Source organism: Streptomyces sp. KLMMK (assembly GCF_036961605.1).
Taxonomy (GTDB): Bacteria; Actinomycetota; Actinomycetes; order Streptomycetales; family Streptomycetaceae; genus Streptomyces; species Streptomyces telluris.
On the sequence record NZ_JBAMDC010000204.1, the window covers coordinates 1 to 12068 of the forward strand.

Annotated in this window: 11 protein-coding genes; 7 read left to right on the forward strand and 4 right to left on the reverse strand. The window is 73.0% G+C overall.

Features of this window, described 5'->3' with window-relative positions; all coding sequences use genetic code 11:
- Positions 1-61: 61 nt before the first annotated feature.
- Complete coding sequence (ggt, locus tag V7793_RS24315) at positions 62-1912, forward strand: gamma-glutamyltransferase (RefSeq protein WP_336009920.1); 1851 nt, start codon at positions 62-64, stop codon at positions 1910-1912.
- Between the two features lie 127 nt (positions 1913-2039).
- A complete protein-coding gene (locus tag V7793_RS24320) occupies positions 2040-3035 on the forward strand; it encodes a hypothetical protein (RefSeq protein WP_336009922.1) in 996 nt (331 codons plus the stop codon).
- An 8-nt stretch (positions 3036-3043) separates the two neighbouring features.
- Here the strand turns inward: V7793_RS24320 and V7793_RS24325 are convergent, their stop codons facing one another.
- The 3 genes from V7793_RS24325 to V7793_RS24335 are packed head-to-tail and all read right to left on the reverse strand — an operon-like array spanning position 3044 to position 5411.
- The gene (locus V7793_RS24325; RefSeq protein WP_336009924.1) at positions 3044-3595 is read right to left on the reverse strand and encodes an isochorismatase family protein; all 552 of its coding nucleotides are present in this window, start codon (positions 3593-3595) and stop codon (positions 3044-3046) included.
- 23 nt (positions 3596-3618) lie between these two features.
- Positions 3619-4935 carry an MFS transporter gene (locus tag V7793_RS24330; RefSeq protein WP_336009926.1) on the reverse strand — a complete coding sequence of 439 codons (1317 nt, stop codon included), beginning with the start codon at positions 4933-4935 and terminating at the stop codon, positions 3619-3621.
- Entirely contained in the window at positions 4932-5411 is a 480-nt protein-coding gene (locus V7793_RS24335) for a MarR family winged helix-turn-helix transcriptional regulator (protein ID WP_336009928.1), read from the reverse strand. The genes V7793_RS24330 and V7793_RS24335 overlap by 4 nt, the downstream gene beginning before the upstream one ends.
- Positions 5412-5603: 192 nt before the next feature.
- Here V7793_RS24335 and V7793_RS24340 point away from each other — a divergent pair, with 192 nt between their 5' ends.
- From V7793_RS24340 to V7793_RS24355, 4 genes are read left to right on the forward strand one after another with little or no spacing between them, the layout of a single operon-like run.
- Positions 5604-6446, forward strand: coding sequence for a nitrilase-related carbon-nitrogen hydrolase (locus tag V7793_RS24340; protein WP_336009930.1), 843 nt, complete (start codon positions 5604-5606; stop codon positions 6444-6446).
- The gene (locus V7793_RS24345) at positions 6443-7783 is read left to right on the forward strand and encodes an aspartate aminotransferase family protein (protein ID WP_336009932.1); all 1341 of its coding nucleotides are present in this window, start codon (positions 6443-6445) and stop codon (positions 7781-7783) included. The genes V7793_RS24340 and V7793_RS24345 overlap by 4 nt, the downstream gene beginning before the upstream one ends.
- Entirely contained in the window at positions 7780-9180 is a 1401-nt protein-coding gene (gene hydA / locus V7793_RS24350) for a dihydropyrimidinase (protein WP_336009933.1), read from the forward strand. The genes V7793_RS24345 and hydA overlap by 4 nt, the downstream gene beginning before the upstream one ends.
- 40 nt (positions 9181-9220) lie before the next feature.
- On the forward strand, positions 9221-10219 hold the full coding sequence (locus V7793_RS24355) for a TIGR03842 family LLM class F420-dependent oxidoreductase (RefSeq protein ID WP_336009935.1): 999 nt from the start codon (positions 9221-9223) through the stop codon (positions 10217-10219).
- Between the two features lie 70 nt (positions 10220-10289).
- Here the strand turns inward: V7793_RS24355 and V7793_RS24360 are convergent, their stop codons facing one another.
- Positions 10290-11345 carry a lipoate--protein ligase family protein gene (locus V7793_RS24360; RefSeq protein ID WP_336009937.1) on the reverse strand — a complete coding sequence of 352 codons (1056 nt, stop codon included), beginning with the start codon at positions 11343-11345 and terminating at the stop codon, positions 10290-10292.
- Positions 11346-11504: 159 nt separating this feature from the next.
- Between V7793_RS24360 and V7793_RS24365 the strand changes: the two genes are divergently transcribed.
- Positions 11505-12068 (forward strand): gamma-glutamyltransferase (locus V7793_RS24365; RefSeq protein ID WP_336009938.1); only part of this gene is annotated, 564 nt, incomplete at its 3' end.

Consider the following 12068-nt stretch of genomic DNA (forward strand, 5'->3'; position numbering starts at 1 on the left):
GGGGTTGCGCGCCGCGGTGGCGAGGGTAGGCTCCGGGGCCCGCTCGCCGCTTGGAGGCAGAATGGCCCGCCCGAGAACGAAGAAGCCGCCCCACCGACGTCTGCCCGTACTCGCCGCGGCGGCCTCACTGGTCGTCGGACTCGGCGCCCTCCCGGCCGCGGCCCAGCCCGGCGGCCCGTCCACCGGGCCGGGGCACACCCCCGCCAAGACCCCCGTCGCCGCCGGCTACGGCGGCGCCGTGGCCAGTGTCGACGCCGATGCCTCGGCCGCCGGCATCGAAGTGCTCCGCAAGGGCGGCAACGCCGTCGACGCCGCCGTGGCCACCGCGGCCGCACTCGGCGTCACCGAGCCGTACTCCGCGGGCATCGGCGGGGGCGGCTACTTCGTCCACTACGACGCGAAGCGGCGCCAGGTCTCCACCATCGACGGCCGCGAACGCGCCCCCCTGAGCGCGGACAAGAACCTCTTCCTGGAGAAGGGGAAGCCGGTCCCCTTCGCCGACGCCGTCACCAGCGGCCTGAGCGTCGGCACCCCCGGCACCCCCGCCACCTGGGACACCGCCCTGCGCACCTGGGGCACCCGCTCGCTCGCCCAGGTGCTGCGGCCGGCCGAGCGCATCGCCCGCTCGGGCTTCACCGTCGACGCCACCTTCCGTCAGCAGACGGCCGACAACGAGGCCCGCTTCAAGGACTTCCCGGCTAGTGCGAAGCTCTTCCTGCCCGGCGGCCGCCCGCCCGCCGTGGGCAGCACCCTCAAGAACCCCGACCTCGCCCGCACTTACGCGCTGCTGGGCGAGCGCGGCGTCGGCGCCCTCTACCGCGGCGAGGTGGGCCGCGACATCGTCCGGACCGTGCGCAAGCCGCCCGTCGACCCCGCTTCCGGGCGCGTGGCCCGCCCGGGCGACCTGACCGAGCGGGACCTGCGGGAGTACGCGGTGAAGCGCCAGGCGCCGACCCGCACGTCCTACCGCGGCCTGGACGTCTACGGCATGGGCCCCTCCTCCTCCGGCGGCACGACGGTCGCCGAGGCCCTCAACATCCTGGAGAAGAGCGACCTTTCGAAGCTCGGCGCCAAGACCTACCTGCACCGCTACATCGAAGCCAGCAGGATCGCCTTCGCCGACCGCAACCGCTGGGTGGGCGACCCGGCCTTCGAGTCCGTGCCCACCAAGGCCCTCACCTCCCAGCGCTACGCGGACTCGCGCGCGTGCCTGATCAAGGACGGCGCGGTGCTCACCAGCCCGCTGGCGCCCGGCGACCCGCGCCGCCCGGTGTCCTGCGGCACCCACGGCAAGGCAGCGCCCACGCCCTACGAGGGCGAGCACACCACCCACCTGACGGTCGCCGACAAGTGGGGCGACGTCGTCTCCTACACGCTCACCATCGAGCAGACCGGCGGCAGCGGCATCACCGTCCCCGGCCGCGGCTTCCTGCTCAACAACGAGCTGACCGACTTCTCCTTCGTCCCCGTCACCCCGGGCGTACACGACCCCAACCTGCCCGGTCCGGGCAAGCGCCCGCGCTCGTCGATGTCGCCCACGGTCGTCCTCGACCACGGGCGGCCCGCGTTCGCCCTCGGCTCGCCCGGCGGCGCCACGATCATCACCACGGCGCTGCAGACCCTCCTCAACCACGTCGACCGCGGGATGCCGCTCGTCGACGCGATCGCGGCGCCGCGCGCCAGCCAGCGCAACGCCGCCGCCACCGAGCTGGAACCCGGCCTGTGGAACAGCCCGCTGCGCGGCCGCCTGGAGGGCATCGGGCACGTCTTCAAGGCCAACCCCGAGATCGGTGCGGCGACAGGCGTCCAGCTGCTGCCCGACGGCCGGTGGGCGGCCGCCGCCGAACGGACCCGGCGCGGCGGGGGCTCGGCGATGGTGGTGCACCCGAGCGGCGAGCCGCCGGTGCGCTGAAATGCGCCCGGGCGGTGAGGGCGGAGGGTGAATCACCGGCCGCCTTTCCGGTGAGGATCACCGGCATATGGCTGTGCACTGTGGGGAATCCGTTGGCCTGCGCCGGACTCTCGCCCGCGTCCCGGGCATGCTGGCAGCGCTGTTGGGCGCGCTCGTGGCGTGGCTGCTCGGCAGTCCCGCCGCGAGCGCGGCGGAGCCGGACACCTGCCGGACCGGCGCCTACCTCAGCGACCTCTACGGCCTCGACCCCGTCGGGCACACCTTCGGGGCGCGGGTGACGGTGTGGAGCGTCTGCCCGCGGCGCGAGCTGGATCCGCTGCCCGGCGTGGCGTTCAGCAACTACAACGACGACCTGGAGCGGAGCAAACCGGAGCTGACCAGCGAGAAGGGCATGTTCCGGGACGTCGTCCGGGTGCAGGGGACCTTCCGGCAGGACTGGGGCGTCCGGGCCTTCCCCTTCGACCGCCACCGCATCGAAATCAAGATCACCTCGCGCAAGGAGGCCGACCAGTTCCGCTTCGTGCCCGACAACGAGGACTCCGGGGTGAACTCCGGGATCGCGCCGCCCGGCTGGCGGATCACCGGCTTCCGGCTCGTCGCGGCCGACCGGCACTTCCCCACCAACTTCGGTGACCCCAGCCTTCCCCGGGGGAGGGGCAGCACACGCAGCCGGCTGCTCGTCCAGATCTCCCTGTCGCGCAGCGACCCCGTCATCTTCTGGAAGCTGACGGGCCCGCTGTACCTGATGCTGCTCATCGGCACGGCCACGTTCCTGCTGCCCTCGCACAGCGAGGCGCTGGGCATGGGGGAGAAGCTCGACTCGATGCAGAGCCGGCTGTCCCTGCTGGGCGGCGGGCTGTTCGTCGTCATGATCAACATGCAGCAGGTGAACACGGTCATCACCAGCACCGTGGGGCTGACGCTCATCGACGCCCTGCACCTGCTCACGCTCGTCTACGTACTGCTGGCCGTGGTCGCCACCGTGCTGTCCTGGCGCTGGACCGTCCGCGGCGGCGACCCCGAGCGGGTCGAGAAGCTGCACCACCGCGGTGCGGTCATCGCTCTGGCGGCGTACGCGGCCGTCGCCGGGGCGATGGTCGCGTACGCCGCCTATGTGGGCTAGCCGCGGCGTCAGCCCAGCAGCTTGATCACCTCGTCGGTCGTGCCGGTCTCCGCCAGGCGCGGCAGGACCTTCTCCACGGCGATGCGGTGCACCTCCGGGTCGGGGTCGGTGACGGCGTCGGTCACGACCGTCACGTGGTAGCCGTGCTCGTGGGCGGCGCGCGCGGTGGACTCCACGCCCGCGCCCGTCGCGATGCCCGCGAGGACGACCTGGGTGACGCCGCGGCGCCGCAGCTGCAGGTCCAGGTCGGTGGCGTGGAACGCGCCCCAGGTGCGCTTGGTGACCACGATGTCGCCGTCCTCCCGGCCGAGTTCGGGCACCAGGTCGGCGAAGTCGGCCGGCGGGCGCCCGCCGCGCAGGGGCACCTCGGAACGTCCGGGCGCGGAGCCGGCGACGCGGACGAGGACGACCGGCAGGCCGCGGCCGCGGAAGGCGGCGGCCAGACGCGCGCCGCGCTCGACGATCTCCCGGGCGGGATGGGCGGTGGGCATCGCCACGATGCCCTTCTGGAGGTCGATGAGCACGAGGGCGGTGGTGGTGTCGAGGGTGGTGACGGGCATGGCCGTGGGCTCCCTTTCGGGGGTCAGGTGCGGGTACGCGCGCGAAGGGCGCGGTCGGTGGCGGTCAGGACGAGCAGCACCAGGCTCAGCGCGCCGGTGACGGCCGTGAGCCGGTGGAGCCCGGCGTCGCTCGCCCGCTGTCCGAAGCAGAGGGCGAGGAGGCCGGTGGCGGCCATCGCGCTCGTGTACTGGGCGGTGCGCTGCAGGCCGGCGGCGGAGCCGACGCGGTCGGGCGGCGCCTGGGCGTAGACGGCGGCCTGGTTGCCGGTGGAGGCCAGGCCCTGGGGGACGCCGAAGAGGGCGGAGGCGATCAGCAGCGCGGCGAGCGGGGTGCCGCCGCCGGCGGTCACCAGGATCCCGCTGCCCGCGGCGAGCAGCGCGGCGGCCGTGGTGAGCGGGGCGCGCAGGCCCTTGGTCCGGGCGCCGAGCAGGGAGCAGACGGCGGCCGCGAGGGACATCGGCAGCATCACCAGGCCGGCCTGGAAGGAGCTGCAGCCGCGGGCCTCCTCCAGCCATTGGGCGTATCCGTACAGGGCGCAGTAGATCGCCAGGTAGGTGAGCCCGTGGCGCAGGTAGGTGCGCAGGAGGGCCCCGCGGGGCGGGGCGGCGTCCGAGGGGCTGCCGGAAGGCTGCTGAGGCTGTACGGGGCCCTGCTGCGGCTCTGCGGGGCCGCGCTGCGGATCCTCGGCGCCGGGGGCGCCGGCGGTGATGCCCGGGCGCCCGCGGTCGTGCGGCAGCCACGGCAGGGCCACGGCCAGCGCCAGCAGGGCGAGGGGTACGTTGACCGCGAAGATGCCCCGCCAGCCGGTGGTCGCGGTGAGGAGCCCGCCGAGGGTGGGGCCGAGGGCCGCGCTGCCCAGGGCGGCGAGCGAGAGGCGCCCCATCACGGGGCGGGGCGCGGGGCGGCCGGTGCGCAGGGACTCGGCCCGCAGCATCGCCATCGCGGCGGGATAGGCGGCGGAGGTGCCGAGCCCGAGCAGCACGCGGGCGGCGATCAGCCAGCCGAAGGCGGGGGCGAGCGTACCGAGCACGCCGCCCGCGCAGACGACGGCGAGGCCGGCGAGGAAGACGCGGCGGGGGCCGAGGGAGTCGGCGAGCCGGCCCATGACGGGCTGGCCGACGGCGCTGGTGAGGTAGAGGGACGACAGGAGCCATCCGGTGCCGGAGGGGCCGGTGCCGAAGTCGCGGCCGACGGCCACCAGGCCGGTGGCGATCATGGTGCTGTTGAGGGGGTTGAGGACCGCGCCGAGGAGCAGCGGCGTCATCAGGCGCGCGCCGAAGCCCCGGTCCGGGGCGGCCCCGGGGTCCCGGGCGCGCAGGGGCGCCCTTAAGGCTTTCACTCCTCCACCAGGCGCTTGAGCAGGAGGGCGGCGTCGGCGAGGGTCCGCTGTTCGTCCGGGGTGAGCCGGCCGGCGATGGCGTCGGCGAGCCAGGCGTGCTTGGAGTGCCGTACGGAGGCGACGGCCTCTTCGCCGTCCCCGGTGATGGAGAACAGGACCTGGCGCCCGTCCGTGGGGTGCGGGGAGCGGGCGACCAGGCCCAGCTCCTCCAGCCTGGCGACGATGACGCGCATGGACTGCGGCCGCACGAGCTCCGCGCGGGCCAGGCCCGCGGTGGTGGCGGGCCCGCCGTTGGCGAGGCGGCCCAGGACCGTGCGCTGGGAGGGGGTGAGGGAGCCCTGCGGGGAGGCCGCGCGCAGGCGGCGCATGAGCTGGGAGACCGTCGCGGCCAGATCGGCGGCGGCGCGCTCCTGAGCCGCGCCGGAGTCTCGGCCGGCTTCCTTGCCGGTTTCCTGATCGGTTTCCTGGTCGGGCATGCGTCCACCGTAAATATCGACAGGCAAACTTGCAAGTTTTTCTGTCCTGTCATGCGGGGGCCGGGTTATCCACAGGACGATCGATGGTCTTGCCGCGCGGCGTGCCGCGTCCTACGGTCGCAACCACACGTGGATCTACGCGTGTCAGCCTGGCCGGTCGGCCCGGCTGACGCCCCCGTGAAGGAGCAGCTCATGGCCAATGCCGTCCGCGCCGCTCTGGTCCAGGCCACCTGGACCGGCGACACCGAATCCATGCTCGCCAAGCACGAGGAGCACGCCCGTGCGGCCGCCGCCCAGGGCGCGCAGGTGATCGGGTTCCAGGAGGTCTTCAACGCCCCCTACTTCTGCCAGGTGCAGGAGAGCGAGCACTACCGCTGGGCCGAGCCCGTCCCCGACGGGCCCACGGTCCGCCGGATGCAGGAGCTGGCCCGTGAGACCGGCATGGTGATCGTCGTCCCCGTCTTCGAGACCGAGGGCCCCGGTTTCTACTACAACACCGCCGCGGTCATCGACGCCGACGGCCGCTACCTCGGCAAATACCGCAAGCACCACATCCCCCAGGTCAAGGGCTTCTGGGAGAAGTACTACTTCGCCCCCGGCAATCTCGGCTGGCCCGTCTTCGACACGGCCGTCGGCAGGGTCGGCGTCTACATCTGCTACGACCGCCACTTCCCCGAGGGCTGGCGCCAGCTCGGCCTCAACGGCGCCCAGCTCGTCTACAACCCCTCGGCCACCTCCCGCGGCCTCTCCGGCCACCTCTGGAAGCTGGAGCAGCCCGCCGCGGCCGTCGCCAACGAGTACTTCGTCGCAGCCATCAACCGCGTCGGCCGCGAGGAGTACGGCGACAACGACTTCTACGGCACCTCCTACTTCGTCGATCCCCGCGGGCAGTTCGTCGGTGACGTGGCGAGCGACACCAAGGAGGAACTCCTCGTCCGCGACCTGGACTTCGGCCTCATCGACGAGGTCCGCCAGCAGTGGGCCTTCTACCGCGACCGCCGCCCCGACGCCTACGACGGGCTGGTCCGGCCATGACCTCCGCGCCCGGCCCCGGAGGCTCCCCGGCCACCCACCTGCACGCCCGGCACCGCGCGGTCATGCCCGAGTGGCTCTCCCTCTACTACCGCGAGCCCCTGGAGCTCACCCACGGCGAGGGCCGCCACGTCCGGGACGCCCACGGGCGGCGCTACCTCGACTTCTTCGGCGGCATCCTCACCACCATGACCGCCCACGCCCTGCCCGAGGTCGCCAAGGCCGTCTCCGAGCAGGCCGGGCGCATCCTGCACACCTCCACCCTCTACCTCGACCGGCACATGGTCGAGCTCGCCGAGCGCATCGCCGCCCTCTCCGGCATCCCCGACGCCCGCGTCTTCTTCACCACCTCCGGCACCGAGGCCAACGACGCGGCCCTTCTGCTGGCCACCGCCCACCGCGGCTCCAACCAGATCCTGGCGATGCGCAACAGCTACCACGGCCGCTCCTTCTCCGCCGTGGGCATCACCGGCAACTCCGCCTGGTCGCCCACCAGCCTCTCGCCCCTGCAGACCCTCTACGTCCACGGTGGAGTGCGCACTTCCGGCCCCTACGCCCACCTGTCCGACGCCGCCTTCACCGCTGCCTGCGTCGCCGACCTCGAGGACATGCTCGGCCAGACCCACGGCCGGGTGGCGGCCCTGATCGCCGAACCCGTGCAGGGCGTCGGCGGGTTCACCTCCCCGCCCGACGGCCTCTACGCCGCCTTCCGCGAGGTCCTCGCCGCCCGCGGCATCCTCTGGATCACCGACGAGGTGCAGACCGGCTGGGGCCGCACCGGCGACCACTTCTGGGGCTGGCAGGCCCACGCCGAGCACGGCCCGCCCGACCTCCTCACCTTCGCCAAGGGCATCGGCAACGGCATGTCGATCGGCGGCGTCGTCGCCCGCGCCGAGGTCATGAACTGCCTCGACGCCAACTCCATCTCCACCTTCGGCGGCAGCCCCGTCACCATGGCCGCCGGCCTCGCCAACCTCACCTACCTCCTGGAGCACGACCTCCAGGGCAACGCCCGCCGGGTCGGCGGTCTGCTCATCGAGCGGCTCCGCGCCGTCACCGCCGGCTTCCCCGTCGTCCGCGAGGTGCGCGGCCGCGGCCTGATGATCGGCATCGAGCTGGTCGAGCACGACGGGTCGCCCTCGCCCGAAGCGGCCTCCCTCGCCCTCGAACTGGCCAGGGAGGAAGGCCTGCTGATCGGCAAGGGCGGCCGCGAGGCCAACGTCCTGCGCATCGCGCCGCCCCTGTCGCTCACCATCACCGAGGCGGAGGAGGGCGCCGCCGCTCTCGAAACCGTGCTGCAGCAGGTCCAGTTCACCATCGCCGGAAAGGAACGGCCATGACCACGACGGCCATCCGCGGCGGCCTCGTCATCACCGCCGCCGAGGAGACCCGCGCCGATGTCCTCGTCGAGGACGGCAAGGTCGCGGCCCTCGCCGCGTCCGGCAGCGCCTTCGCCCGGGGCTGGCACGCCGACCGCACCCTGGACGCCACCGGGAAGTACGTCATCCCCGGCGGTGTCGACGCCCATACGCACCTCGACTTCCCCTTCGGCGGCACCGCCTCCTCCGACGACTTCGAGACCGGCACCCGGGCCGCCGCCTGGGGCGGCACCACCACCATCGTCGACTTCGCCGTCCAGAGCCGCGGCCAGGCCCTGCGGGAGGGCCTCGACCGCTGGCACGCCAAGGCCGCCGGCCGCTGCGCCGTCGACTACGGCTTCCACATGATCCTCTCCGACGTGAACGAGGGCTCCCTGAAGGAGATGGATCTCCTCGTCGCCGAAGGGGTCACCTCCTTCAAGCTCTTCATGGCCTACCCCGGCGTCTTCTACAGCGACGACGGACAGATCCTGCGCGCCATGCAGCGCGCCGCCGGCAACGGCGGGCTGATCATGATGCACGCCGAGAACGGCATCGCCATCGACGTCCTCGTCGAACAGGCCCTTGCCGCCGGGAAGACCGCCCCCCGCTACCACGGCGAGGTCCGCAAGGCGCTGCTGGAGGCCGAGGCAACCCACCGGGCGATCCAGCTCGCCCGCGTCGCAGGCAGCCCCCTGTACGTCGTGCACGTCTCGGCCGAGGAGGCCGTCGCCGAGCTCGCGCAGGCCCGCGACAAGGGCCTGCCCGTCTTCGGCGAGACCTGCCCGCAGTACCTCTTCCTGTCCACCGACAACCTCGCCGAGCCCGGCTTCGAGGGCGCGAAATACGTCTGTTCCACGCCGCTGCGCCCCCGCGAGCACCAGGCCGCCCTCTGGCGCGGCCTGCGCACCGACGACCTCCAGGTCGTCTCCACCGACCACTGCCCGTTCTGCTTCTCCGGCCAGAAGGAGCTCGGCCGCGGCGACTTCTCGAAGATCCCCAACGGCCTGCCCGGCATCGAGAACCGCATGGACCTCCTGCACCAGGCCGTCGTCGACGGCCGCATCACCCGCCGCCGCTGGATCGAGATCGCCTGCTCCGCCCCCGCCCGGATGTTCGGCCTCGCCCCGCACAAGGGCACCATCACCCCCGGCGGCGACGCCGACATCGTCATCTACGACCCGCACGCCGAGCAGACCCTCTCGGCCTCCACCCACCACATGAACGTCGACTACTCCGCCTACGAGGGCAAGCGCATCACCGGACGCGTCGAGACCGTCCTCTCCCGCGGCGAAGCCGTCATCGAAGAGCGGAAGTTCACCGGCCGTGCCGGCCACGGCCGCTACGTCCCCCGCGCCACCTGCCAGTACCTGACGTGAGACGCAACGACGCACCACGTATGACGTAAGGAGCACCGCCGTGGACTTCGGCCTCGTCCTGCAGACCGACCCGCCCGCCACCGCCGTCGTCGACCTGATGCGCCGCGCCGAGCGCTCAGGCTTCCGCTACGGCTGGACGTTCGACTCCGCCGTGCTGTGGCAGGAGCCGTTCGTCATCTACAGCCGCATCCTGGAGCACACCGAGCGGCTCGTCGTGGGGCCGATGGTCACCAACCCCTCCACCCGCACCCCCGAGGTCACCGCCTCCACCTTCGCCACCCTCAACGACATGTACGGCAACCGCACGGTGTGCGGCATCGGCCGCGGGGACTCCGCGATGCGGGTGGCGGGCCGCAAGCCCAACACCCTCGCCTCGCTGCGGGAGTCCATCCGCGTCATCCGCGACCTCGCCGAGGGCCGCGAGGCCGACGTCGGCGGCACGGCGCTGAAGATCCCCTGGATCCGGGACGGCAGGCTGCCCGTGTGGATGGCCGCCTACGGACCGAAGGCCCTCGCCCTCGCGGGCCAGGAGGCCGACGGCTTCATCCTCCAGCTCGCCGACCCCTTCCTCACCGAATGGATGATCAAGCACGTGCGGGACGCCGCCGCCGAGGCCGGCCGGGACCCGGCCGCGGTCCGCATCTGCGTCGCCGCCCCCGCCTACGTCGGCGACGACCTCGCCCACGCCCGCGAGCAGTGCCGCTGGTTCGGCGGGATGGTCGGCAACCACGTCGCCGACCTGGTCGAACGCTACGGCGAGCACTCCGGCCTGGTGCCCGAGGCCCTCACGGCCTACATCAAGCAGCGCCACGGCTACGACTACAGCCACCACGGCCGGGCCGGGAACCCCTCCACGGACTTCGTGCCCGACGAGATCGTGGACCGCTTCTGCCTCCTGGGCCCCGTGGCTGCCCACCGCGAACGGCTGGAGCACCTGCGCGGCCTCGGCGTGGACCAGTTCGCGGTCTACGCCATGCACGACGCGAAGGAGGAGACCATCGACGCCTACGGCGAGCACCTGATCCCGGTACTGAGCTGAGCCGGGCCGGGCCCGGCAGGCCTTGCCCGCCGGGCGCAGGGCGGCGCCGTCCCCCTGATCCGCCGGAGGCCTACGGCACGCGCGCCGTCCACTCCGGAGAGGAGAACTTCACCGCCGCCAGCTCCTGCGCCCGCGCCATCTCCTCGGGGGTGACCGAGCCGGCCGTCAGCCCGTAGCGGCCCCGGAAGGACTCGATCATCTTCTCGATCACGCCGGCCCGCGGCAGCCCGGTCTGGCGGCGCAGGGGGTCGACGCGCTTCTTCGCGCTCTTCGTCCCCTTGTCCGACAGCTTCTCCTTGCCGATGCGCAGCACGTCCAGCATCTTGTCCGCGTCGATGTCGTACGCCATCGTCACGTGATGGAGGACGGCCCCCGCGCTGCCCACCAGCCGCTTCTGCGCCGCGCCCGCGATCTTCCCCGACTCGGTGGCGATGTCGTTGAGCGGCTGGTACCAGGCCTTCACGCCCATGCCCTCCAGCGCGCCCAGCACCCAGTCGTCCAGATAGGCGTAGCTGTCGGCGAAGGACAGGCCTTGCACCAGGGCGTCCGGCACGCACAGCGAGTAGGTGATGGTGTTGCCCGGCTCGATGAACATGGCCCCGCCGCCGCTGATCCGGCGCACCACCGTCATCCCGTGGCGCTCCGCGCCCTGCGGGTCCACCTCGTTGCGCAGCGACTGGAAGCTGCCGATGACCACCGCGGGGGAGCCCCACTCCCACACGCGCAGGGTCGGCGGCCGCCGGCCGGCCGCCACCTCGGCCGTGAGCACCTCGTCGAGCGCCATGTGCAGCGCGGGGGACTGGGGGCCGTCGTGGATCAGCTGCCACTCGTAGTCGGTCCAGTCCGTGGCCTGGGCCAGGGCCCGGCGCACCGCCACGCCCACCGCCTCGGAGGTGAAGCCGAACATCACCGTGCCCTCCGGCAGGGCCGCGTCGATGCGCGCCGCGAGCTGCGGGGCGGTCAGGTCGGCGGGCGCGCCCTCCAGCGCCCGGTTGATGTCGAGGAGCGCCTCGTCGGGTTCGAGGAAGAAGTCCCCGCCCACCCGTACGCCGCGTAGCACCCCGCCGGCGACGTCCAGGTCGACGACGACGAGCTTGCCGCCCGGCACCTTGTATTCACCGTGCACGGCGCATCCTCCAGCTTGTTTTCCCCGGCCGGCCCGGCTGCCGGCAGCGGAATCAACCGTAACGCCGCGCCTTGTGCGGACAGCCCTCGGACGGGCGGCCCACAGGTCCCCCGCAGGCGGTATTGCGCACCGGCAGGAGAATCTGCCTTTCTGGACGCCATGTTCACCACCCGGCCCACCCTGCAGGGCACCTTCGGCATGGTGTCGACCACCCACTGGCTGGCCTCGCAGTCCGCGATGGCCGTACTGGAGAGCGGCGGCAACGCCTTCGATGCCGCGGTCGCCGCCGGATTCGTCCTGCATGTCGTCGAGCCGCACATGAACGGCCCGGCCGGCGAGGTGCCCGCCGTGTTCGCCCCGGCCGGCGGCCCGGTGCAGGTGCTCGGCGGCCAGGGCCCGGCGCCCCGGGGCGCGACGATCGCGCACTACCGCTCGCTCGGCCTCGACCTGGTCCCCGGCACCGGCCCGCTCGCGGCCGCCGTGCCCGGCGCGTTCGACGCCTGGATGCTGCTCCTGCGCGACCACGGCACCAAGCCGCTCGCCGACGTCCTCTCGTACGCCATCGGCTATGCCGAGCACGGCCACGCACCCATCGAGGCCATCGGCCGGACCGTGGCCACCGTCCGCAAGATCTTCGAGACGGAGTGGACGTCCTCCGCCGCGCTCTACCTGCCCGGCGGCCGCCCGCCGGCCCCCGGCACACTCCTGCGCAACCCCGCCCTC